Source organism: Rhizobacter fulvus (genome assembly GCF_964020785.1).
The window spans coordinates 1,485,835-1,510,273 of sequence record NZ_OZ224516.1 but is presented as its reverse complement, the minus strand read 5'-3'; the positions used below and the strand labels follow the sequence as shown (position 1 = coordinate 1,510,273).

The window sequence follows — 24,439 nt, the reverse complement described above, 5'->3', positions numbered from 1 at the left end:
ATGCGGTTCGCGCGTGGCGGACCGTCGTCTTCGGCGCCCGCCGGTCACAGCAGCGATGCCAGTGCCCGGGATTGCGCCACTTCGCCTTGCGTGAACTTCTCGTGGTGCACTTCGACTTTGTCGAGATCGTAGAGATAGTTGACCATCAGGCCCAACGATTGTTTGCAGCCCTTGGGCGACAGGTCGCCGAGCGCGTTCAGCCGTTCGAGCCGCGCGCCGTTGTCGAGGTGGAAGCGCGCGACCGGGTCGCCGCCCGGCGCGGTCGAGTGCTGGCCGAGGTAGAAGGCGCACAGGCGCAGCAGCAGCTGGGTCGTCTCGGGATTCATCGCACGCAAGGCCTCGGCATTCCCGAGCGCCGCCAGATCGCCGATGCCGGCGGTGCCGAGCGCGGCGAGCGTCTGCGCCAGCCGTTCGGCGCGCGGCTTGGTCAGGCCCGCGCACGGCGCGCCGGCGCGCAGCCAGGCCGCGAAGCCGGGGATCGGCGACAGCGTGCAGAAGGTGCGCAGCTGCGGCAACTCGCGCTGCAGCTCCTCGGCCACGCGCTTGATCAGGAAGTTGCCGAGCGACACGCCCTTCAGCCCCGGCTGGCAGTTGCTGATCGAGTAGAACGCCGCGACCTTGAACTGCTTGGCCGGCAGCGGCGCCGAGGCCTTGTCGATCAGCGGTGCGATCGCGTTCGGCATCTCCGGCAGCAGCGCCACCTCGACGAAGATCAGCGGCTCGTTCGGCAGCTGCGGGTGGAAGAACGCGAAGCAGCGGCGGTCGGGTTGCAGGCGGCGCCGCAGGTCGTCCCAGCCGTCGATCTGGTGCACCGCCTCGTGGCGGATGATCTGTTCCAGCAACTGCGCCGGCGAGTTCCAGTCGACCCGCTGCATCTGCAGGAAGCCGGGATTGAACCAGCTCGACAGCAGGTGCAGGAAGTCGGCCTCGACCGCCTCCAGCGCCGGCTGCTTCTTGATGCGGGCGAGCAGCGCGCGCCGCATCGCGACGATGCTGGAGGTGCCACCCGGCGTGCGGTTGATGCGCCGCAGCAGCTCCTGGCGCGGCGGCTCGGCATTGCGGATCAGGCGCAGCAGGTTCGGCGCGTTCGGCTCCCGGGCATAGGCCTGCGCGCTCTGCAGCACGGTGGCCGGGTCGGGGCTGAAATCGCGCGACAGGCGCTCGAAGAACACGGTCTGCTGATCGTCGGGCAGGGCAGCGAAGCGCGCCACCACGTCGCGCGCGATCGCCACGCTGTTGGCTTCGCCGCGCTCGGTCAGCAGTTGCCGGCAGTGGGTCAGCAGGTCGCGCAGGCCGCGCTCGCCCTGCACGCGGCGCGCCGCGTTGCGGAGTTCTTCAAGCACGGGCGCCTCCCGCGGCTTGCGCCTGCTCGTGCGCACGCAACGCCTTCAGCGCAACGAGTTGCGCCAGCAGGTGATCGTGCATCACCCGTTCGGCGCGGGCGGCGTCGCCGTGCTCGATCGCGTCCATCAGCACCCGGTGCTCGTTGATCGATGCCTGGATGCGGCCCGGCCAGTTCAGCTGCCGGCCGCGCAGCATCCGCAGGAAGCGGCGCAGGTCGTTGGTCGCGCGGTCGAGCCAGCGGTTGTCGGCCAGCGCCTGCACCCGCGTGTGGAACTCGTGGTTGGCGCGGTAGTAGCCGTCGACGTTGCCGGTGGCGGCGTGGCGTTCCAGCACCTCGTGCAGCTTGCGCAGCGCCTTGACGTCGGCCGGCGAGGCCTTGCGCACCGCCTCGAAGGCGCAACGACCTTCGAGCAGAGCCATCACCGGGAACAGGTCGTCCGCGTCGTGCTCGGACAACTCGGTGACCTTGCAGCCCTGGCGCGGCACCGGCGTCACCAGGCCTTCGGCCGCGAGCACCTTCAGCGCCTCGCGCAGCGGCGTGCGGCTGATCTGCCAGTCGCGCGCCAGCGCGAGTTCGTCGATCCATTCGCCGGGCGCCAGCTGGCGCTCGAACACCATCGTGCGCAGCCGGGTGGCGACTTCCTCGTGCAGCGACCCAGGGCGCAGCGGGGTGGGCATGACCATCGTCAAAATATACAATCAATAATTCATAATTACCATTGCGTGAAAGCGCCGAGTCGGCCGCGGCAGGCGGCCGCCTACACTGCCGGGTGATGCCCGACCCGACGCCCCCTCGCACGTCAGCGCTGCCGGCCGATGCGGACGGGCTGCTGAAGCTCGCCGCGCAAAGCATGTTCGACACGCTGGCCAGCGCCGCGATGGGCATGTTCGTGATCGACCGCGCGCACCGCATCGTCTGGATCAGCGAGGGCTACAAGCAGTTCCTGCCGGCGCTCGAACGCGAGGAGGCGGATTTCGTCGGCCGCCGGGTCGAGGACGTCGTGCCCAACACGCTGATGGCGCAGGTCGTCGACACCGGGCAGGCGATGCTGGTGGACCTGCTGACCAACAAGGCCGGCACCTTCCTGGTCAGCCGGCTGCCGCTGCGCGATGCCGACGGCGCGGTGATTGGCGCGATCGGCATGGTGCTGCTCGACCACCCCGAGACGACGATGCGCCCGCTGACCGCCAAGTTCGCGCAGCTGGAGCGCGAGCTCGCGTCGGCGCGCCAGGAGCTCGCCGCCCACCTGACGCAGCAGCGCCGTCCGAAGCACACGATCGCGAGCTTCGTCGGCGCGAGCGCCGCGGCGGTCGAGGTCAAGCGCCAGGCGCGCCGTGTCGCGCAGACCGACAGCACGGTGCTGCTGCTCGGCGAGACCGGCACCGGCAAGGAACTGCTCGCGCACGGCATCCACGCCGCGAGCCGGCGCGCCGCCAGGCCGTTCATCGCGGTCAACATCGCCGCGGTGCCGGAGACGCTGCTCGAAGCGGAGTTCTTCGGCGTCGCGCCCGGCGCGTACACCGGCGCCGAGCGCAAGGGCCGGGACGGCAAGTTCAAGCTGGCGGATGGCGGCACGCTGCTGCTCGACGAGATCGGCGACATGCCGCTCGCGCTGCAGAGCAAGCTGCTGCGCGTGCTGCAGGAGCAGGAGGTCGAGCCGCTCGGCAGCAACACGGTGCAGCGCATCGACGTGCGCATCATCGCGGCGACCAGCCGCGACCTGCCGGCGATGGTGGCGGCAGGCACGTTCCGCGCCGACCTGTACTACCGGCTCAACGTGCTGCCGATCCGCCTGCCGGCGCTGCGCGAGCGGCTCGGCGACCTGGAGGCGCTGGTCGATTCGCTCTCCGAGGACATCGCGCGGCGCAGCGGCCTGCCGCACAAGACGCTGTCGGCCGACGCGCTGGACCTGCTCGGCCGGCAGCGCTGGCCGGGCAACATCCGCGAGCTGCGCAACGCCCTCGAGCAGGCCAGCCTGATGACCGACGACCTGCTGCTGACGGCCGCGCACTTCGAATCGCTGGCGAGCGACGCGCAGCGTGCGCCGCCGGCGCCGGCCAGCCGCCCGGCCGGGTCCGCGGCCGACGAGCCGGCGGCCTTCGACATCGCCGTCAGGCCGCTCTCGCAGGCCGTCGCCGAGCTCGAAAGCCGCGCGATCCGCGAGGCGATGCGGGCGACCGGCGGCAACAAGCTCGCCGCCTCGCGGCTGCTCGGCATCTCGCGCGCGACGCTTTACGAGAAGCTCGCGCTGGCGCAGCGCGACGGCACCGCGTGAGCCGCGGTCCGCGTCACGCGGCGCGCTGCGCCCGGCTCGCGTTCGCGTTCGTGCTGGCACTCGTGGCGAGCGGGGTGTCGCACGCGCAGACGCCGCCGGCCGCGCCGGCATCGGGGGCTTCGGCGCCGGCGCAACTCCAGCGCGTCGAGATCACCTCGACGCGCGCGTCGGACACCGAGGAGCGTCGCCAGTCGACCGCCGCGAAGATCGTGATCGGCCGCGAGGAGATCGAGCGCTACGGCGACAGCAACCTCGGCGACGTGCTCAAGCGCCTGCCGGGCGTGACGATGCAGGGCCGCCCCGGGCGCGGCGGCAACATCCGCATGCGCGGCCTGGGCAACGGCTACACGCAGATCCTGCTCGACGGGCAGCGCATCCCGCCGGGTTTCTCGCTCGATTCGCTCACGCCGGAGCAGATCGAGCGCATCGAGATCCTGCGTGCGCCGACGGCCGAGACCGGTGCGCGCGCGATCGCGGGCACGATCAACATCATCACGCGCGAGGGCTTCAACAAGCACATCAACGACGTGCGGCTGAGCGCCGCGCTCGAGAACGGGCGGCTGCAACCGAGCGTCTCGTGGACGCGCAACGAGCCCGTCGGCCCGTTCATCGTGAACTACGCGCTGAGCGCGTTCTCGACCGACCGCGAGAGCGGCAGCACCTCGACTACCGTCGACCGCAGCCTGCTCGACGACAGTGTCACGCTGGCGCAGCGCGATGTCGGCCGCGTGCGCGACAAGCGCGCCGGCCTGCACGCGACCGGTCGACTGCAGTGGCGCGGCGAGCTGGGCATCGACACGGTGACGCTGATGCCGCTGCTGATCCACGGCCGCGGCAGCACGCTGCGCGAAGGCACGCTGACGCAGACGGTCGGCACGCAGCCGGTGCCCTACGACACCAGCCGCACCGACGGCGACGGCAGCTTCACGCTGCTGCGCCTGAGCGGCCAGTGGAACCACCGGCTCGATGCCGGCGGTCGGCTGGAATGGAAGTTCGGCGCCGGCCAGGGCCGCAGCCTCACGCACAGCCTGCGCGACGAATTCACCGGCGGCGCCCTCAGCCGCACGCTCGACGACCGCGGCGATACCGTGGACCGCAATGCGCTCGTCGCCGGCAAGTTCATCCGCACGCTGGCCGGCGACCACAGCCTCGTCGCCGGCGCCGAGGGCGAGGCCAACCGCCGCCGCGAGACCCGCACCACCAACGACCCGACGCTGCTCGCGAACTTCGGCGACAACGTCAGCGCGGCGTCGACCCGGTTCGCCGTGTACGGGCAGGACGAGTGGAACCTGACGCCGCAATGGGCCGTGCATGCGGGACTGCGCTGGGAGGGCATCACGACCCGCGGCGCCAGCGGCCTGATCGACCAGAACGGCGGCAGCGTCGAGCAGACCAACCGCAGCAGCGTCTGGACGCCGCTGTTCCACGCCGTCTGGAAGCCCGAGCCGGAGAGCCGCGACCAGGTGCGTTTCAGCCTGACGCGGAGCTACCGCTCGCCGACGCTGCAGAACCTGATCGGCCGCCCCAGCCTCAATACGCGCTACCCGGCGCCCGGCCCGAACACGCCGACCCAGCCCGACCGCGCCGGCAACCCGGACCTGCGGCCCGAACTCGCGACCGGCGTCGACATCGCGATCGAGCGCTATCTGCCGGGCGGCGGGCTGTTCAGCGCGAACGTGTTCCGGCGTCAGATCCGCAACTACATGCGCAGCCAGACGGCGCTGGAGGATGTCGCGTGGTCGCCAGGCCAGCCGCGCTACGTGTCGCGCCCGCAGAACATCGGCGACGCGGTGACGCAGGGCCTCGAGCTGGAAGCCAGGTTCCGCCTCAGCGAACTGGTCGCCGGCGCGCCCCGGCTCGACCTGCGTGCCAACGCCAGCGTGTTTCGCTCGCGTGTCAACGCGGTGCCGGGCCCCGACAACCGACTCGACCAGCAGCCGGGCTACACCGCGAACCTCGGCGCCGACTACCGCGTGCCGGGCTGGCCGCTGACGCTGGGCGGCAACCTGAACTGGACGCCGGCGTACGACACCCGCGTCAGCGAGATCCAGACGGCCTACCAGGGGCGCAAGGTGGTGGTCGACGCGTACGGCGTGTGGGTCTTCAGCCCGACGCTGCAGCTGCGGGTGACGGCCAGCAACCTCAACCCGCGCGAGTATCTGACCGGCGGCAGCGTCGACGGGACCGATCCGTTCACGGGGGTGCCGATCCGCGAAACAACCGTCAACGCGGCGCCGACCTATCTGAACTTGCAGGTGCGGCTCGAGATCAAGGTGTGAGCCGGATATTCGGACAGTGTCCGAAAGTCAGTCGTTAAGTGTGCCAGTTTGTCCGAAGTTCGGACAGTCGCGCGACCGAATCTTCTCGACGCTACGCGATCATCGCCCTGCAAGGTCAGGGTTTGCACTAAGTCGGTGCGTCGTGGCACAGCGTTTGCGACGAAGGCCCACGCCACGACACTTCGTCAGGAGACAAACCCATGCCGTTCCAGCCCTCGACCCCGCGCCGCGCCGCGCTCGGTGCCCTCTGCGTTGCCGCCGCGCTGGTGGCTTCGCCGCTCGCGTTCGCGCAGTCCAACGAGATCCGCATCGCCCACGTCTACAGCAAGTCCGGCCCGCTGGAGGCCTACGGCAAGCAGACCCAGACCGGCCTGATGCTCGGCCTCGAGTACGCGACCGGCGGCACGATGACCGTCGCCGGCAAGAAGATCGTCGTGATCGAGAAGGACGACCAGGGCAAGCCGGACGTGGGCAAGAGCCTGCTCGCCACTGCCTACGGCGACGACAAGGCCGACATCGCGGTCGGCCCGAGCTCGTCGGGCGTCGCGCTGGCGCTGCTGCCGGTGGCCGAGGAGTACAAGAAGATCCTGCTGGTCGAGCCGGCCGTGGCCGACTCGATCACCGGCGACAAGTGGAACAAGTACATCTTCCGCACCGGCCGCAACAGCTCGCAGGACGCGATCAGCAACGCCGTGGCGCAGGACAAGGCCGGCACCAGCATCGCGACGCTGGCGCAGGACTATGCGTTCGGCCGCGACGGCGTCAAGGCCTTCAAGGACGCGATCAAGAAGGCCAAGATCGTCCACGAGGAATACCTGCCCGCGAACACCACCGACTTCACTGCCGGTGCGCAGCGCCTGATCGACAAGCTCAAGGACCAGCCCGGCCGCAAGGTGATCTGGATCATCTGGGCCGGCGCCGGCAATCCGTTCAAGATCGCCGACCTCGACCTGAAGCGCTACAACATCGAGATCGCGACCGGCGGCAACATCATGCCGGCGATGGTCTCGTACAAGCAGTTCCCGGGCATGGAAGGCGCGACCTACTACTACTTCGGCATCCCGAAGAACCCGGTCAACGAGTGGCTGGTCGCGAACCACTACAAGACCTACAAGACCCCGCCGGATTTCTTCACCGCGGGCGGCATGAGCGCCGGCATCGCGCTGGTCGAGGCGCTGAAGAAGACCGCCGGTGACACCAACACCGACAAGCTGATCAAGACGATGGAAGGCATGAGCTTCGAATCGCCCAAGGGAAAGATGACCTTCCGCAAGGAAGATCACCAGGCGATGCAGAGCATGTACCACTTCAAGATCAAGGTCGACCCGGCGTTCGCGTGGGGCGTGCCTGAACTGGTGCGCGAGATCAAGCCCGAGGAAATGGACGTTCCGATTCGAAACAAGCGCTGAACGCGCTCGTTTCGGCGGCACGCCGTTCAGGGCACCGCTCCCCCGGGCCCCCTCCGGGGGGGGTCCAGTCAGAAACACGAACTGGCCGCGCTCTGCCGTGCTCGAGACCACTGAACTCACCATCCGCTTTGGCGGCCATGTCGCCGTCGATCACGTCAGTTGCGCGTTCAAGCCGGGCACGCTGACGGCGATCGTCGGGCCGAACGGCGCCGGCAAGACGACCTACTTCAACCTGATCTCCGGGCAGCTGCCGGCGAGCGAGGGCAAGGTGCTGCTCGGCGGTGTCGACATCACCGAGGAAGCCGCCTCGGCGCGCACGCACCGCGGCCTCGGCCGCGCGTTCCAGCTGACGCAGCTGTTCCCGGGCCTGTCGGTGCTGGAGAACGTGCGGCTGGCGGTGCAGTCGCGCCGCAAGCAGGGGCTGAACCTGTGGTCGGTGTGGCTCGATCAACGTGCAACGCTGGACCGCGCGATGGAACTCGTCACGCGCGTCAAGCTGGCCGACCGTGCCGATGCCGCCGCCAGCAGCCTGCCGCACGGCGACCAGCGCAAGCTCGAGGTCGCGATGCTGATGGCGCTGGAGCCCAGCGTCTACATGTTCGACGAACCGACGGCCGGCATGAGCGTCGACGACGTGCCGGTGATCCTCGACCTGATCCGCGCGCTGAAGAAGGAAGCGAACAAGACCATCCTGCTGGTCGAGCACAAGATGGACGTGGTGCGTGAACTCGCCGACCGGATCATCGTGCTGCACAACGGCCAGCTGGTCGCCGACGGCGAGCCCGCCGCGGTCATCGCCTCGCCGATCGTGCAGCAGGCCTACCTCGGCATCGCGCCGGAAGCGGAGGCGGCGTGAGCCTGCTGTCGCTGAAAGGCGTGCACACGCACATCGGCGCGTACCACATCCTGCACGGCGTGGACCTCACGGTGCCGGCGGGCCAGGTCACGATGCTGCTCGGCCGCAATGGCGCCGGCAAGACGACGACGCTGCGCACGATCATGGGCCTGTGGGCCACGTCGCAGGGGGAGGTGCGCTTCGACGACCAACCCATCGGCGGAAAGGCCGGCCAGCGCGCCACGCCGGACATCGCCCAACTCGGCATCGCCTACGTGCCCGAGAACATGGGCATCTTCGGCGACCTGACGGTGCGCGAGAACCTGCTGCTCGCGGCGCGCAAGGCACGCAGCGTCGAGCAGATGGACACGGCTCGGCTGGAGTGGCTGTTCGGCCTGTTCCCGGCGCTGAAGAAGTTCTGGCTCTACCCGGCCGGCAAGCTCTCGGGCGGCCAGAAGCAGATGCTCGCGATCGCCCGCGCGATGGTCGAGGAGCAGCGCCTGCTGCTGATCGACGAGCCGAGCAAGGGCCTGGCGCCCGCGATCGTGCAGAACCTGATCGCCGCGCTGCGCGAGCTCAAGAGCACGAAGACCACGGTGCTGCTGGTCGAGCAGAACTTCGCAGTGGCGAAGGCGCTCGGCGACCGCGTCGCGGTGATGGACGACGGCCGCGTCGTGCACGCCGGGCCGATGGCCGAGCTGGCCGAAGACGAATCGCTGCAGCAGAAATTCCTCGGGCTCTCGCTCGGCGCACACCAATGAGCACCACGACCCTCGCCACGCCCGCGCAAGCCGCGGCGGCCATTCCGAAGGCCGGCTTCGACTGGATTCCGATCGCGCTGGTGGCCGCGCTGGCGCTCCTCGCGCTGCCGCTGATCGGCTCGCCCAGCACCTGGGTCACGCTGACCGTCGCCGGCCTGGCGATGGGAATGATCATCTTCATCATCGCGTCGGGCCTGACGCTGGTGTTCGGCCTGATGGACGTGCTGAACTTCGGCCACGGCGTGTTCATCGCGCTCGGCGCCTACCTGGCCACCAGCGTGCTGGGCGCGATGAGCGGCTGGACGACCTCGCCCGAGCTGTGGCGCAACCTGGTGCCGGTGTTCGCGACGATGGTGGTCGCGATGCTGATCGCCGGCGCGGTCGGCTGGGCCTTCGAGCGCGTGCTGGTGCGCCCGGTCTACGGCCAGCACCTGAAGCAGATCCTGATCACGATGGGCGGCATGATCATCGGCGAGGAGCTGATCAAGGTGATCTGGGGCGCCACGCCGATCCCGATCGAGATGCCCAACGCGCTGCGCGGCGTGATCACGCTGTTCGGCGACGCCGCGGTCGAGAAGTACCGCCTGCTCGCCACGGGAATCGGCGCCGTGGTGCTGCTCGCGATGCTCTACACGCTGAATCGCACCAAGCTCGGCCTGCTGATCCGCGCCGGCGTGCAGGACCGCGAGATGGTCGAGAGCCTGGGCTACCGCATCCGCCGCCTGTTCGTCGGCGTGTTCGTCGCGGGCTCGGCGCTGGCCGGGCTGGGCGGTGCGCTGTGGGGGCTGTACCAGCAAGGCGTCACGCCGCAGATCGGCGCGCATCTGAACGTGCTGATCTTCATCGTCATCATCATCGGCGGGCTGGGCTCGACGATGGGCTGCTTCATCGGCGCGCTGCTGATCGGGCTGATGGCGAACTACACCGGCTTCCTCGCGCCGAAGGTCGCGATGTTCTCGAACATCGGGCTGATGGTGCTGATCCTGCTGTGGCGGCCGCAGGGGCTGTACCCCGTCGCCAACCGCTGATCCACGTCATGTTCAATCGACTCCTCTCCCACGACCTGCCGCGCAACCGCGCGCTGGCGATCCTGCTCGCGGTGATCGTGCTCGGCCTGGCGCTGACGCCGTTCCTGTTCCCCGGCACGAAGGCGCTGAACGTCTCGGCCAAGATCATCGTGTTCATCGTGCTGGTCGCGAGCTTCGATCTGCTGCTCGGCTACACCGGCATCGTCAGCTTCGCGCACACGATGTTCTTCGGCATCGGCGCGTACGGCGTGGCGATCGCCAGCACCGCGCTAGGGGCCACCTGGGGCGCGGTGGCGCTCGGCGTCGGCTGCGCGCTGGTGATCTCGCTGGTGCTGTCGCTGCTGATCGGGCTGTTCAGCCTGCGGGTCAAGGCGATCTTCTTCGCGATGATCACGCTCGCAGTCGCGTCGGCGTTCCTCGGCCTGGCGTCGCAGCTGTCGGCATTCACCGGCGGCGAGGACGGGCTGACCTTCAAGGTGCCCGAGGCGCTGCAGCCCGGCACCGAGTACCTCGCCGAGCCGTTCCTCGGCGCGTCGATCGACGGCCGCTTCGTCACCTACTACCTGCTGTTCTTCGCCGCGGTGGCGCTGGTGCTGATGCTGCTGCGCATCGTCAATTCGCCGTTCGGCCGGGTGCTGCAGGCGATCCGCGAGAACGACTTCCGCGCCGAGGCGATCGGTTACCGCACGGTGGTCTACCGCACGCTGGCGTCGGTGCTGTCGGCGCTGTTCGCGACGCTCGCCGGCGTGCTGCTCGCGCTCTGGCTGCGCTACAACGGGCCGGACACGACGCTGTCGTTCGAGATCATGCTCGACGTGCTGCTGATCGTCGTGATCGGCGGCATGGGCACGATCTACGGCGCGGTGATCGGCAGCGCGCTGCTGGTGCTGGCGCAGAACTACCTGCAGGACCTGATGAAGCTCGGCGCGTCCAGCGTCGAGGGCATCCCGATCGTCGCGCAACTGGTCTCGCCGGACCGCTGGCTGCTGTGGCTCGGCATCCTGTTCGTGCTGTCGGTCTACCACTTCCCGAGCGGCGTGGTCGGGCGCCTGCGCGCGATGCGCCGCACCGGGAGCAAGCGATGAGCTTCACGTCCAACTACCTCAGCTGTGCCGGCCGCGAGCTTCACTACACCGAGTGGGGCGCCGGCAACGCCGAGACCGTGATCGCCTGGCACGGCCTGGCGCGCACCGGCCGCGACATGGACGACATCGCCGCGCACCTGGCGCGCCGCTACCGCGTGATCTGTCCCGACACGATCGGCCGCGGCCTGAGCCAGTGGAGCCCGGCACCGGAGCGGGAGTACTGCCTCGCGTTCTACGACCAGCTCGCGCTCGGCCTGCTCGACGGCCTGGGCCTGGACCGCGTGCACTGGCTCGGCACCTCGATGGGCGGGGCGATCGGCATGCACGCCGCCGCCGGTGTGCTGCGCGGCCGCATCCGCCGGCTGGTGCTGAACGACAGCGGCCCCGAGGTCGCGGCCGCGGCGATCGAGCGCATCCGCAGCTATGCCGGCAACCCGGCGGCGTTCGCTACCGTGACCGAGCTCGAGACCTACTTCCGCACCGTCTACAAGCCCTACGGCGCGATGACCGATGCGCAGTGGCGCCGCCTCACCGAGACCTCGACCCGCCGCCTGCCCGATGGCCGCGTCACGCCGCACTACGACCCGGCGATGGTGATGCAGTTCACCCACCACGCCGACGACTACGGGCTGTGGGACGAATGGGATTCACTCGACATCCCGGTGCTGTGCCTGCGTGGTGCCGAGTCCGACCTGCTGCTGCCCGCCACCGTCGAGCAGATGCGCCGGCGCGGGCCGCGCGCGGTCGTCGTCGAGATCGCCGGCTGCGGCCACGCGCCGTCGTTGAACACGCCTGAGCAGTTCGCACTGATCGAGCGGTTCTTCGGCGCGGCCTGAACCGGCTTGCGCGCCGCCGCTGGCGGCGCCGTCGTCGCTCGCGGTCTGGAAGCTGTACTTGCCGCTGGTCGGCACGATCAGGCTGCCGCTCCAGCGCACCGAGCGCGGCGGCAGGGGGAATCATGATGCGCAGGCGGCCTCCGCGGCGGCCGGGTGAGTGACGGGGACCGCGCGACTCTACGAAGCAGCGCTCCTCGCGGCCTACCCCGCAGATGGGTGCGCATCGACGCGCTGTCGCGCCGATGCGTATCGATCGTGATTAGCTCACGAGGGCGTGCGCCAGGCGCCGCAGCGCATCAGGGGGTATCAGTGGCCGAGCCAGTGGCGCAGCACGCTGCGCAGTTGCTCGAGCTGCACCGGCTTGGTCAGGTGCTCGTCCATGCCGGCCTCGAGGCTGGCCTGGCGGTCCGAGACCATCGCGTGGGCCGTCAACGCGATGATCGGGAACGCTCGCAACTCGCCGCGGGCCTGCAGCGCGCGCAGCCGGCGCGTGGTCTCGAGCCCGTCCATGCCGGGCATCTGGATGTCCATCAGCACCAGGTCCGGCGGCATGCTGCGGCAGCTCAGCATCGCCTCTTCGCCGCTGGCGACGACGGCCGGCCGCAGGCCGAGGGCGGCGACCATTTCGCGCGCGATGATCTGGTTCAACAGGTTGTCCTCGACGACGAGCACGTTCGCCGGCCGATCGGTCGCCGGCGGCAGCGAGGGCTCGACCCCACTCGCCGGCGGCTTGGGGTCCTGGCGCCGCGTCGCGTGCAGGTCCGCCGGCGTCAGCGGGGCGACGCAGATCCGCATCTCCCAGCGCTCGGTTGCGGCGTACACCGTGCGCAGGTCGAAGTCGGGGCGCAGCAGCAGCGTCACCGGCACCCCGGGGCGCAGGTGCTGGCGCAGCTGCGCGAAGTCGGTGTCCGGCCCGATCGCGTCTTCGGCGATCAGGACGTAGTCGGGCGGGGCCCCGTCGCGGCGGGCGAGCGCTTCGATCGCGGCCGGCACGCTGTCGAGGACGCGCGAGGTCCCGCCCAGCCGCGCCAGCCGCTGGCTCGCACCGGCCCCGAGTCCGGCGTCGCGCATCAGCACCCAGGAGTGACCGCGCCGGGGTGTGGTCGCGGCGAGCGCCCGCAGCGGTTGCTCGGTGTCGGCCGCCAGCTGCAGCTCGACACGGAATTCCGACCCCAGCCCCGGTCGGCTGCGGACCGACACCTCGCCGCCCATCAGCCGCGCAAGCACCTGCACGACCGACAGGCCGAGCCCGGAGCCGCCATGGCGGCGATCGCTGCCGGACTCGCCCTGCTCGAACGGCTCGAACACGCGCGCCGCGGTGTCCGCGTCCATGCCGATGCCGGTGTCGCGCACGCGCAGCCGCACCCGGCATTGCTGCGGGTCCGTGTCGGCGTCGACGGCGACGATCAGCAGCACGTGACCGCGCTCGGTGTACTTGATCGCGTTGCCCAGCAGGTTGCTGATCATCTGGCGCACGCGCGCGGCGTCGCCGCGCACCGCGGTGATCTCGCCGATGTAGTCGAAGCCGACGTCCAGCCCCTTGCGGCGCACGCTCGGCATGAAGCTGCGCAGGGTCTCGGCGGCGAGCGCGGCGAGGTCGAACGGCGTGTCGCGCAGCTGCAGCCGGCCGGCCTCGCCGCGTGCGAAGTCCAGCACGTCGTCGAGGAAGCCGAGAAGCGTCTGCCCGGCCTGCTGGGCCAGTTCGAGGTGGCGGCGCTGCTCGGCGTTCAGCGCCAGCGACTGGGCGAGCTGCGTCATGCCCAGCACGCCGTTCAGCGGGGTGCGCAGCTCGTGGCTCATGTGGGCGAGGAAGCTGGCCTTGGTGCGGTTGGCGCGCTCGGCCTCGAGACGCTGACCGTCGGCGAGCTGCAGCGCGGCCTCGAGCCGCTGGGTGCGTTCCAGCACGCGTTGCTCCAGCACCGCCTGCTGGGCCTGCAGGGCCTCGGTGGCGATCACCTGGTCGTGCACGTCGTAGAGCGCGCCGACCAGCCTCGCCGGCTGCCCGTCGGCGTCGGGCCAGACCCGGAAGCGCCCGCGGAACCAGCGGTAGCTGCCGTCCTTGACCTGGATGCGGGCCTGCGCCTCGCCGACGCCGACGCTGCTCTCGGCGATCGCGTACGCATCGCGCACCCGGTCGAGGTCGTCGGGGTGGATCCGGCCGCGCACCGCGTCGATCAGGTTTTCCAGTTCCTCGTCGCGAAACCCGAGCAGCGCCTTGTAGCGCGGCGAATACCAGACCTCGCCGGTGCGCAGATCGCGTTCCCAGATGCCTTCGTTCAGGCTCTCGAACAGGCGCCGGTCGTTGCGCGCCGCCGCATCGAGCACGCCGGCCGCTGCAGGCTGCGGCGGGTCGACGGGGTGGGACACGGGCGGATCGTCACGCATGGCAGGGTGGGGCGACTCGGCGAATCGAGAATGTTAACAAGTGTAGGGTGAACGGGCGGGGTCTTTGTGTCGCGTTCGGGCGCCGTCGAAGGGCCGTCCCTAGAATGTCCGGCTCGCTCAGGAAAGCAGTTCCCCCATGAGTTCCGGTCTGATCCGCATCCGCGGTGCGCGCCAGCACAACCTCAAGAACATCGATCTGGACATTCGCACCGGCGAGATGACGGTCGTGACCGGCCCGAGCGGTTCGGGCAAGTCGAGCCTGGTGTTCGACACGCTGTATGCCGAAGGGCAGCGCCGCTACGTCGAGACCTTCAGCGCGTACGCGCGCCAGTTCCTCGACCGCATGGACCGGCCGGCGGTCGACCGGGTCGACGGCGTGCCGCCCGCGATCGCGATCGACCAGACCAACCCGGTGCGCAGCTCGCGCTCGACGGTCGGCACGATGACCGAGCTGAATGACCACCTCAAGCTGCTGTTCGCGCGCGCTGCTCAGTTGTTCGACAAACAGACCGCGCTGCCGGTGCGCCACGATTCCCCCGAGACGATCTACGCCGAGCTGATGCAGCGCACCGCGGCCGGCGATCCGCGCCTGGTCGTCACCTTCCCGGTCGAGCTGCCGGGCGGCACCAGCGCGCTCGAGGTCGAGCAGTGGCTCGCCGCGAGCGGTTTCACGCGCGTGCAGGCCGAGCGCGAGGTCGCCTCGCCGACCGGCCCGCGCAAGCTGCTCGACGTGGTCGCCGACCGCTTCCGCCTGCAGGGCACCGAGAAGATCCGTGCGATCGAGGCGATCGAGACCGCGCTGAAGCGCGGGACGGGCCGCGTCAACGTCTATGCGCTCAAGGAAGCAGGCGAGCCCGACCTGTGGCGTTTCTCGACCGGCCTGCACTCGCCCGACAGCGACATCCGCTACGCCGACCCGCAGCCCGCGCTGTTCAGCTTCAATTCGGCCTACGGTGCGTGCGAGACCTGCCGCGGCTTCGGCCGCGTGATCGGCGTCGACTACGGCCTGGTGATCCCCGACCACCGCAAGACGCTGCGCTCGGGCGCGATCAAGACGCTGCAGACGCCGGCCTGGAAGGAGAACCAGGACGACCTGATGCAGTACGCCGGCGAGGCCGGCATCCCGCGCGACACCGCGTGGGCGCAACTCACCGACGCGCAGCGCCACTGGGTCATCGACGGCTCGCCGAACTGGAACGGCAAGTGGAACAAGCAGTGGTACGGCGTCAAGCGCTTCTTCGAGTACCTCGAGTCGAAGGCCTACAAGATGCACATCCGCGTGCTCTTGTCGAAGTACCGCGCCTACACGCCGTGCGGCACCTGCCACGGCGCGCGCTTGAAGACCGAGTCGCTGCTGTGGCGCCTGGGCACGAAGGACGACGCCGATGCGGTGCTCGCGCCGGCGAAGCGCTTCATGCCGGCGGGCGTGAGCTGGTCGCGCGAGCAGCTCGAAGCGCTGCCCGGCCTGACCGTGCACGACCTGATGCTGATCCCGATCGAGCGCCTGCACCGCTTCTTCGACCAGCTCACGCTGCCAAGCACGATGCTCGACGACGCGCTGAAGCTGCTGCAGGACGAGATCCGCACGCGGCTGAAGTACCTCGTCGATGTCGGCATCGGCTACCTGACGCTCGACCGCCAGAGCCGGACGCTCAGCGGCGGCGAGGTGCAGCGCATCAACCTGACGACGGCGCTCGGCACCTCGCTGGTCAACACCATGTTCGTGCTCGACGAGCCGTCGATCGGCCTGCACCCGCGCGACATGAACCGCATCATCGAGGCGATGCACCGGCTGCGCGACGCGGGCAACACGCTGGTCGTCGTCGAGCACGACCCGGCGGTGATGCTGGCCGCCGACCGCCTGATCGACATGGGCCCGGGCCCCGGCGAGCGCGGCGGCAGCATCGTGTTCGACGGCACGCCCGAGGCGATCCGCCACGCCGACACGCAGACCGGCGCCTACCTCGGCGGTCGCAAGCATGTCGGCATGGGCATCAAGCGCCTGATGAGCGAGAAGACGCCGAAGCTGATCCTCGAGGGCGTGCGCGACCACAACCTGAAGAACGTGACGGTCGAGTTCCCGCTGCTGCACCTGGTCTGCGTCACCGGCGTCTCGGGCTCCGGCAAGTCCACGCTGATGCAGGACGTGCTCGCGCCGGCGCTGGCCCGCCACTTCGGCAAGGCCACCGAGACGCCGGGCGAGCACGACCTGCTGCTCGGCGCCGACTGGTTGAGCGATGCGGTGTTCGTCGACCAGTCGCCGATCGGCAAGACCGCGCGCTCCAATCCGGCCAGCTATGTCGGCGCGTTCGACGAGATCCGCAAGCTGTTCGCGCAGGCGCCGCTGGCGCAGCAGCGCGGCTACGGCGCCGGCATGTTCAGCTTCAACGCGGGCGACGGCCGCTGCCCGACCTGCGGCGGCTCGGGCTTCGAGCATGTCGAGATGCAGTTCCTCAGCGACGTGTACCTGCGCTGCCCCGATTGCGACGGCCGCCGCTACCGCGCCGAGCTCCTCGACATCAAGATCGACCGGCGCCTGCCGGGCGACCTGATCCGCGAGCTGTCGATCGCCGACGTGCTCGAACTCACCGTCAGCGAAGCCGTGCAACTGTTCCGCGACGACCGCGAGGTGCTGCGCGTGCTGCAGCCGATCGTCGACGTGGGCCTGGAGTACGTGAAGCTCGGCCAGCCGGTGCCCACGCTGTCGGGCGGCGAGGCGCAGCGGCTCAAGCTCGCCGGCTTCCTGGCCGAGAGCTCGCAGTCGCAGACCGCGAGTCGCCAGGCGGTCGCCAAGCGCGGCACGCTGTTCATGTTCGACGAGCCGACGACCGGGCTGCACTTCGACGACATCGCGAAGCTGATGCGCTCGTTCCGCAAGCTGCTCGACGCCGGCCATTCGCTGATCGTGATCGAGCACAACCTCGACGTGATCCGCGCGTCCGACTGGCTGATCGACCTCGGCCCGGAGGGAGGCGACGCCGGCGGCCAGATCGTCTGCACCGGCACGCCGGAAGAGGTGAAGCGACATCCGAGCTCGCACACCGGCAAGGCGCTCGCCGACTACGACGTGCAGATGGGCCTGGGCGGTCATCAGGTGGAGGAAGGCCGGCCGCTGCAGTACCTGGTCAAGCAGGCGCGCGACGAGCGCAAGGCCAGCGACGAAGTCATCCGCATCGTCAACGCGCGCGAGCACAACCTCAAGTCGCTCCACGTGAGCATTCCGCGCGGCAAGTTCAGCGTCGTCACCGGCGTGTCCGGCTCGGGCAAGAGCACGCTCGCGTTCGACATCCTGTTCAACGAGGGCCAGCGCCGCTACCTCGAATCGCTGAACGCCTATGCGCGCAGCATCGTGCAGCCGGCCGGACGGCCGGAGGTCGACGCCGTCTACGGCATCCCGCCGACCGTCGCGATCGAGCAGCGCCTGTCGCGCGGCGGGCGCAAGAGCACGGTCGCGACCACCACCGAGGTCTGGCACTTCCTGCGGCTGCTGTACGTGAAGCTCGGCCTCCAGCACTGCGTCAAGGACGGCTCGCCGGTCCGCCCGCAGAGCGCCGAGAGCATCGCGGCGCAGCTGCTGCGCGATCACAAGGGGCAGCATGTCGGCCTGCTCGCGCCGCTGGTCGTCGCGCGCAAGGGTGTCTACACCGACCTCGCGAAATGGGCCAAGAGCCGCGGCCACACCCACCTGCGGGTCGACGGCGAGTTCCTGAAGGTCGACCCCTGGCCGCGGCTGGACCGCTTCAAGGAACACACCCTCGAACTGCCGGTCGGCGACATCGTCGTCGACCCGGCGAACGAGGCGGCGCTGCGCGGCCTGCTCGCCAGCGCACTCGAACTCGGCAAGGGCGTGATGCACCTGCTCGCGCCGCTCGACGGCCTGATCGGCGCGATGGCGAGCGAGACCTCGACCGCGCGGATCGGCACGGTCAAGGTCTTCTCGACCAAGCGCGCCTGCCCGACCTGCGGCACCAGCTACCCCGAGCTCGACCCGCGCATGTTCAGCTACAACAGCAAGCACGGCTGGTGCACGACCTGTGTCGGCACCGGCTTGCGGCTTACCCGCGAGCAGCGCAAGGCCTACGACGATTCGATCCGCGACGACGACAACAAGGGGCGCGAGCAGTCGTTCCCGTCGGAGGAGCAGGAGGTCGAGGGCGTCGTCGACGAGCCGTGCCCGGATTGCGCCGGCACGCGCCTGAACCCGGCGTCGCGCCTCGTCACCTTCGAGCGCGAGCCGATCACGACGATCGGTTCCTGGTCGGTCGCCGATGCGCGCATCTGGGTCGGGGCGCTGCAGCTGGCCGGGCGCGATGCGGAGATCGCGCGCGACGTGGTCAGCGAGATCAAGAGCCGGCTCGAGTTCCTCGAGGAAGTCGGCCTCGGCTACCTGACGCTCGACCGCGCCGCGCCCACGCTGAGCGGCGGCGAGGCGCAGCGCATCCGCCTGGCCGCGCAGCTCGGCAGCAACCTGCAGGGCGTGTGCTACGTGCTCGACGAGCCGACGATCGGCCTGCACCCGCGCGACAACCAGGTGCTGCTGAACGCGCTGCAGACCTTGAGCGACAAGGGCAACACGCTGGTCGTCGTCGAGCACGACGAGGACACGATCCGCCGCGCCGACCACATCATCGACATCGGCCCAGGCGCCGGCAAGCGCGGCGGCAATCTGGTCGCCGAAGGCAGCGCGAGCGAGATCAGCAGCCACCCCGACTCGGTGACCGGCCGCTTCCTCGCGAACCCGCTGATCCACCCGCTGCAGGCGCGCAGGTTCATCGAGCCGGTGACGGCCGCGACCGTCCGCAAGGAGAGCGAGGCCAACCGCCTGCTGACGATCAAGGGCGCGACGCTGCACAACCTGCAGGACGTGACCGTCGACCTGCCGCTCAAGCGGCTCGTCGCGGTCACCGGCGTCAGCGGCTCCGGCAAGTCCACGCTCGCGCGCGACGTGCTGCTCGCGAACCTGCAGTTCATCAACAGCAAGGGCGGCAAGCCGAACTGGCAGGGCTGCGCGGGCATCGACGGCTGGGGCTACATCGACCGCGTGCTCGAGGTCGACCAGACGCCGATCGGCAAGACCCCGCGCTCCTGCCCGGCCACCTACATCGGCTTCTGGGACACGATCCGCAAGCTCTTCGCCGACACGCTCGAAGCCCGCGCGCGCGGCTACGCGCCGGCGCGCTTCAGCTTCAACACCGGCGAAGGCCGCTGCCCCGGCTGCGAAGGCCAGGGCATGAAGACGATCGAGATGAGCTTCCTGCCCGACGTGAAGGTGCCGTGCGACGTGTGCCACGGCGCTCGTTTCAACGCCGAGACGCTGGCGGTCAGCTGGCGCGGCAAGAGCATCGGCGACGTGCTGACGATGGAGGTCGACGAGGCAGTCGAGTTCTTCGCCAGCATGCCCAACATCTCCCACCCGCTGCAGCTGCTGAAGGACGTGGGCCTGGGCTACCTCACGCTCGGCCAGCCGTCACCCACGCTCAGCGGCGGCGAGGCGCAGCGCATCAAGCTCGTCACCGAATTGAGCAAGGTGCGCGACGACGTGACCCGCCGCGGCAACAAGGCGCCGCACACGCTGTACGTCCTCGACGAGCCGACAGTCGGCCTGCACATGGCCGACGTCGAGCGCCTGATCCGGGTGCTGCACCGCCTGGTCGACGGCGGCCACAGCGTCGTCGTGATCGAGCACGACCTCGACGTGATCGCCGAAGCCGACTGGGTCATCGACCTCGGGCCCGAGGGCGGCGTGAAGGGCGGAGCCGTGGTCGGCGAGAGCACGCCGGATGTGCTGGTCGCGAATCCACGCAGCCACACCGGGACCGCGTTGCGGCCGGTGCTGGCGAGGGGGTGAGGGCGGTTGGAGCGGCTGAGCTGGCGGAGCCCTTCATAATCGAGATCCGACCCCGCTTGTTCGAGACGCCTCACGTTTCATCATGGATAAATCCCTGCTTCAGCAGCGGGTGCTGGAACGGCTCGCCGAAGACCTGCTGCAAGCCGAACAGGCAGCGCGGGCGGCCCATGAAACAGCGACTCACGAAGAAAGCGTCGCCGAGAACAAATACGACACATTGGGTCTCGAAGCTGCGTACCTGGCCACCGGGCAGGCGCGCCGCGCCGACGCCATCCGCCAGGCCATGGCCAATTGGCGCCAGTTCCGTCCGCGCCCCTACGACGCCAGCAAAGGCATACAGCTCGGCGCGCTGGTCTGCCTGGTCGATTCCGCCGACCAGCAGCATCAGCTCTTTCTCGGCCCGGTTGGGGGCAGCATGAAGTTGGTCTGCGGCGCTCGGCTCGTTCAGGTCATCAGCAGCGAAGCTCCGTTGGGCAGGGCCATGCTGGGCAAATGCGAGGGTGATGAGGTGTCGATACAGGTCGCTCCAATCCGACAGCAGTTCGAGGTGCTGCGGATTCACTAAGGCGGCGAGCAAGATCACCGGCCGCCGACACGCTGAAGTTGTCGAGTTGGCGGATCGCCGGTTTTGGACGCTCCGCCAGTTGCGAACGCACGGCCTGCCCGTCGCGCTCCTCAATATCAGTTCGCAGTGATCTTCCGTTCGCGCACGATCGCGCCCCACTTGGCGTCTTCCTTCTTCATGAACTCGGTGAGTTCGGCGCGGGTGGTGGGCTGGGGTGTCAGGCCGTGCTTGTTGAGTGCGTCCTTCACGCCGGGGTCGGCGAGCACCTTGACGATGGCCCGGTTCCAGCGTTCCAGAACCGCCACCGGCGTCTTGCCGGGCGCCACGAAGGCATACCAGTTCAGGGCTTCGAAGCCTGGAAAGCCGGACTCGGCCACGGTCGGGATGTTCGGCATGTAGGCCGGCCGGGCGAGGCCGGTTGTGGCCAGCGGGATCAGGCTGCCGGCCTCGATGTGCGGCAGCGCGGTCGGTGGCGCCGAGAAGTAAGACGCGATGCGTTCACCCAAGAGATCCTGCAGCGCGGGAGCGCCGCCCTTGTAGGGAACGTGCACCATCTCGATGCCGGCTCGCTGCGCAAACAGTTCTCCGGCGAGGTGTGACGCCGAGCCGGCCCCGGTGGACGCGAAGTCGATGCTGCCCGGCTTCTTCTTCGCCAAGGCCACGAACTCGGCCAGCGTCTTGACGCCCAAGCCCTTGCGCACCACCAGCACGTTCGGGAAGTTCACGCCACCCGAGACGGCGGCCAGGTCCTTGAAGGGGTCGTAGTTCACCTTCATCACGTGCGGCGCGATCGTCAACGGGCCGATCGACCCGAACAGCAGCATGGAGCCGTCGACCGGGCCGTTGGCCACTTGCTGGTGCGCGATGTTGCCGCCAGCGCCGCCGCGGTTGTCGACGACGACGGTCTGTCCGATGTCCTCGCCGAGCTTCTTGGCGATCAGGCGTGCCGCCGAGTCGGCCGCACCACCGGCGGCGAAGCCGACCACCAGCGTGACGGCCTTCTGGGGCGGAAAGTCCTGGGCCGCAGCGTGTCCGGCCAGGCCGAGGGCTGCGACTGCCAGGGTCGTGGCGCGCAGAAGTTGTCGTTTGTTCATCGTGGGTCTCCTGGGGGGTCGAGTGGTGTGGCTCAGTCGGCGCCGAGGCCGATCGGATTCGGAAGGCGCTTCTCGACCGCATGGCGCAGCAGCGCGGCGCTGCGGAAGATGCCGTGCGCGAACTTGCCGTAGGGCAGCGTGGCGAAGAGGGCCATCACCGCGCCCAGGTGAAGGCACAGCAGCAGCGCCAGGGCCGGCGTGCCGCGACCGAGCCAGAGCGCCAGGCCGCTGGCGCTGGTGAGGAACAGCAGGGCGATGAAGCCGAGGTCCATCGGCTTTTGCTTCAGGTCGCCGTGCAAGGGATGGCGCTGGCGGTTCAGGCGCCACAGGCCGGCGGTGCCGACCACCAGGCTGATGCCGCCGACCACACCCAGCAGTTTGGGCAGGCTCGGCAGCGCATAGGGCGCGGCCCAGCCGAACGCGTAGTGGTACAGCGTGGCCACGCTGGTGGCGGCGAAGCACAGCATGAAGCCGTAGAACGTGAGGTGATGAAAGCGCCGGCGTGCCAGCGTGTAGGCATCGTCTTCGTTGTGGCAGCCGTCGCCATGGCCGCCATCGAGATACTTGAGGCGCAGCACCGCGTCGACCGCTTCCGCCGCGGCGGGCGCGTTGGCGGGCGCGCCGCTGGTGGCGGGCGTGATGTCGCGCCAGAAGCGCCGCACGCCCAGGGCCAGCGCCAGGGTGGCGAACCCGAACACCGGGGCGAACAAGCCCACCAGCAGGTGGTGCGGAAACACGCTGTAGAAGTTGTCGCCGGGCGCCGCGCCCCACAGGCCGCCCTTCATCGCCACGGCGAGCGCCAGGAAGAAGGCCAGCCCGGCGGCCAACGCCAGCGACAGCGTCAGCCCGTTGCGTTGGTAGAGCACGCCGAGCGCGGGCGGCCAGGCATAGTCCACGTAGGTCTGGCCGCGAACCTCGGCCATGGCCTGCGGCACGTTGACGGCGAACTCGTGCGGCGGCGCGTACTGGCAGGCATGCAGGCAGGCGCCGCAGTTGTGGCAGAGGTTGGCCAGGAAATGAATGTCGGCCTGGCCGAACTCGAGCCGGCGCGTCATCGCCGGAAAGACGGCACAGAAGCCCTCGCAGTAGCGGCAGGCATTGCAGATCTGCATCTGCCGGCCGACCTCGACCTCGGCCCCCGACAGGATGGGGATGACGCGGCGCGAACCGTCCGCGAGCGACACCGCCTCGCGCGCCAGCGCTTCAAGCGTTTGCATGGTGGGTCTCTTTCTGCTTCAGGACGGCGGCTGCGGCGGCGGATTGCGTGCCGGCAATCCGGCCGAACGCGGTGCCGATGCTCATGCCGACGCCGGCGGTGTAGCCCTGGCCGAGCACGTTGCCGGCCATCATCTCGCCGGCCACGAACAGGTTCGGGCTGGGCTGGCCGCCGAAGCGCACCGCGGTGGTGTCGTCCACCTTCAGGCCGAGGTAGGTGAAGGTGATGCCGGGGCGCAGTGGATAGGCGTGGAAGGGCGCGGTGTCGATCGGCCGGGCCCAGTGGGTCTTGGCGGGTACCAGCCCTTCGGTATGGCAGTCGTCCAGCGCCGTGTGGTCGAAGCGGCCGACACGGCAGGCGGCGTTGTAGTCGGCGATGGTGCGCAGGAAGACCGCTTCGTCCAGCCCGAGCTGGCGCGCGAGCTCGGGCAGCGTGTCGGCGACGGTGCCCGGAAACACCGGCGGCATGAAGCGGCCCACCGCCTTCTGGTCGATGATGGAATAGCCCACCTGGCCCGGCTGCTGTGCCACCAGCCGCCCCCAGATGGCGTAGCGCTTGGGCCAGAAATCCTCGCCCTCGTCGTAGAAGCGGCGCGCCTCGCGGTTGACCACCACGCCCAGCGACACGCAATCGATGCGCGTGCAGATGCCGCCGTCGTACAGCGGGGCACGGGCGTCGATCGCCACCATGTGGCCTTGCGACGGATCGCCGACGGTGTCGGCACCGGCCTCGATCAGCTGCCTGAGCAGCACGCCCTGGTTGAAACGCGTGCCGCGGATCAGGAAGTTGTCGGCCGGCCATTCACCGCGTTCGTTCCGGCCCCAGGCCTCGCGCAGCCATTCGCGGTTCGACTCGAAGCCGCCGGCGGCGAGCACGCAGCTTCCGGCGGTAATGCGTTCGCCGCCTTCGGTTCGGACCGCCGTGAAGCGTCGGCCTTCGAGTTCCACCGACGCCACGGGCGTCTCGTAGCGAATCCGCACGCCGAGGCGTTCGGCGCTGCGGTAATAGGCGTTCACCAGCGCCTTGCCGCCGCCCATGAAGAAGGCGTTGGTGCGCGCCACGTGCAGTGCGCCGGACAGGGGCGGCTGGAAGTGCACGCCGTGGCTGCGCATCCAGTCGCGGCAGTTCGACGACGCCCGGATCACGAGGCGGGCCAGGTGCTCGTCGGTCAGGCCGCCGGTCACCTTGAGCAGGTCCTGCCAGTACTCTTCCTCCGGGTAGTCCTCGACAAGCACGTCCTGCGGCGCGTCGTGCATGCAGCGCAGGTTGCGCGTGTGCTGCGAATTGCCGCCCCGCCAGGCCTTGGGCGCGGCCTCCAGCAGCAGCACGCTGGCGCCGGCCTCGCGTGCCATCAGCGCGGCGCAGAGCGCGGCATTGCCCCCTCCGACCACCAGCACATCGACCTGCTCATCGCTCATTGCTCGTCTCCCTCGGTGTCAGGAGACTCTAGGCAGGCGGCCGTCCCGGCGAAAGGCCGG

Annotated in this window: 16 protein-coding genes and 1 pseudogene; 10 read left to right on the top strand and 7 right to left on the bottom strand. The window is 69.6% G+C overall.

Annotated features, from left to right (window positions below; translation table 11 throughout):
- Positions 1-44: 44 nt before the first annotated feature.
- Positions 45-1,343, bottom strand: coding sequence for a malonyl-CoA decarboxylase (locus ACWH49_RS07195; RefSeq protein ID WP_448170836.1), 1,299 nt, complete (start codon positions 1,341-1,343; stop codon positions 45-47).
- Positions 1,336-2,028: a GntR family transcriptional regulator gene (locus tag ACWH49_RS07190; protein ID WP_448170835.1), complete on the bottom strand. Its 693-nt coding sequence runs from the start codon at positions 2,026-2,028 to the stop codon at positions 1,336-1,338. Before ACWH49_RS07190 ends, ACWH49_RS07195 begins: the two co-directional genes overlap by 8 nt.
- An 89-nt stretch (positions 2,029-2,117) precedes the next feature.
- Between ACWH49_RS07190 and ACWH49_RS07185 the strand changes: the two genes are divergently transcribed.
- From ACWH49_RS07185 to ACWH49_RS07150, 8 genes are all read left to right on the top strand, one after another.
- Positions 2,118-3,620: a sigma-54 interaction domain-containing protein gene (locus ACWH49_RS07185; protein ID WP_448170834.1), complete on the top strand. Its 1,503-nt coding sequence runs from the start codon at positions 2,118-2,120 to the stop codon at positions 3,618-3,620.
- Positions 3,617-5,899: a TonB-dependent receptor plug domain-containing protein gene (locus ACWH49_RS07180; protein WP_448170833.1), complete on the top strand. Its 2,283-nt coding sequence runs from the start codon at positions 3,617-3,619 to the stop codon at positions 5,897-5,899. Before ACWH49_RS07185 ends, ACWH49_RS07180 begins: the two co-directional genes overlap by 4 nt.
- Before the next feature lie 200 nt (positions 5,900-6,099).
- Positions 6,100-7,308: a substrate-binding domain-containing protein gene (locus ACWH49_RS07175; protein ID WP_448170832.1), complete on the top strand. Its 1,209-nt coding sequence runs from the start codon at positions 6,100-6,102 to the stop codon at positions 7,306-7,308.
- 97 nt (positions 7,309-7,405) lie between these two features.
- A complete protein-coding gene (locus ACWH49_RS07170; RefSeq protein WP_448170831.1) occupies positions 7,406-8,164 on the top strand; it encodes an ABC transporter ATP-binding protein in 759 nt (252 codons plus the stop codon).
- Positions 8,161-8,904, top strand: a complete 744-nt coding sequence (locus tag ACWH49_RS07165) for an ABC transporter ATP-binding protein (protein ID WP_448170830.1) — start codon at positions 8,161-8,163, stop codon at positions 8,902-8,904. Before ACWH49_RS07170 ends, ACWH49_RS07165 begins: the two co-directional genes overlap by 4 nt.
- On the top strand, positions 8,901-9,932 hold the full coding sequence (locus ACWH49_RS07160; protein WP_448170829.1) for a branched-chain amino acid ABC transporter permease: 1,032 nt from the start codon (positions 8,901-8,903) through the stop codon (positions 9,930-9,932). The genes ACWH49_RS07165 and ACWH49_RS07160 overlap by 4 nt, the downstream gene beginning before the upstream one ends.
- A gap of 8 nt (positions 9,933-9,940) precedes the next feature.
- The gene (locus tag ACWH49_RS07155) at positions 9,941-11,017 is read left to right on the top strand and encodes a branched-chain amino acid ABC transporter permease (RefSeq protein ID WP_448170828.1); all 1,077 of its coding nucleotides are present in this window, start codon (positions 9,941-9,943) and stop codon (positions 11,015-11,017) included.
- Positions 11,014-11,853, top strand: a complete 840-nt coding sequence (locus tag ACWH49_RS07150; RefSeq protein ID WP_448170827.1) for an alpha/beta fold hydrolase — start codon at positions 11,014-11,016, stop codon at positions 11,851-11,853. Before ACWH49_RS07155 ends, ACWH49_RS07150 begins: the two co-directional genes overlap by 4 nt.
- Positions 11,854-11,889: 36 nt before the next feature.
- Here ACWH49_RS07150 and ACWH49_RS07145 read toward each other — a convergent pair.
- A pseudogene (locus tag ACWH49_RS07145) lies at positions 11,890-11,952 on the bottom strand (hypothetical protein); the annotation flags it as partial.
- 207 nt (positions 11,953-12,159) lie between these two features.
- Positions 12,160-14,220 (bottom strand): ATP-binding protein, encoded by a 2,061-nt coding sequence (locus ACWH49_RS07140; RefSeq protein ID WP_448170826.1) that lies wholly within the window; start codon positions 14,218-14,220, stop codon positions 12,160-12,162.
- Between the two features lie 154 nt (positions 14,221-14,374).
- On the opposite strand from ACWH49_RS07140, the gene uvrA reads away from it, so the two are divergent.
- Positions 14,375-20,086 (top strand): excinuclease ABC subunit UvrA, encoded by a 5,712-nt coding sequence (gene uvrA / locus ACWH49_RS07135; protein ID WP_448170825.1) that lies wholly within the window; start codon positions 14,375-14,377, stop codon positions 20,084-20,086.
- 82 nt (positions 20,087-20,168) lie between these two features.
- Positions 20,169-20,651 carry a GreA/GreB family elongation factor gene (locus tag ACWH49_RS07130; protein WP_448170824.1) on the top strand — a complete coding sequence of 161 codons (483 nt, stop codon included), beginning with the start codon at positions 20,169-20,171 and terminating at the stop codon, positions 20,649-20,651.
- Positions 20,652-20,767: 116 nt separating this feature from the next.
- Here the strand turns inward: ACWH49_RS07130 and ACWH49_RS07125 are convergent, their stop codons facing one another.
- Genes ACWH49_RS07125 through tcuA form a run of 3 tightly spaced genes read right to left on the bottom strand, consistent with a single transcriptional unit; the run spans position 20,768 to position 24,379 of the window.
- The gene (locus tag ACWH49_RS07125; RefSeq protein ID WP_448170823.1) at positions 20,768-21,745 is read right to left on the bottom strand and encodes a Bug family tripartite tricarboxylate transporter substrate binding protein; all 978 of its coding nucleotides are present in this window, start codon (positions 21,743-21,745) and stop codon (positions 20,768-20,770) included.
- 32 nt (positions 21,746-21,777) lie between these two features.
- A complete protein-coding gene (gene tcuB / locus ACWH49_RS07120) occupies positions 21,778-22,962 on the bottom strand; it encodes a tricarballylate utilization 4Fe-4S protein TcuB (RefSeq protein WP_448170822.1) in 1,185 nt (394 codons plus the stop codon).
- Positions 22,949-24,379 (bottom strand): FAD-dependent tricarballylate dehydrogenase TcuA, encoded by a 1,431-nt coding sequence (gene tcuA, locus ACWH49_RS07115; RefSeq protein WP_448170821.1) that lies wholly within the window; start codon positions 24,377-24,379, stop codon positions 22,949-22,951. Before tcuA ends, tcuB begins: the two co-directional genes overlap by 14 nt.
- Positions 24,380-24,439: the final 60 nt, after the last annotated feature.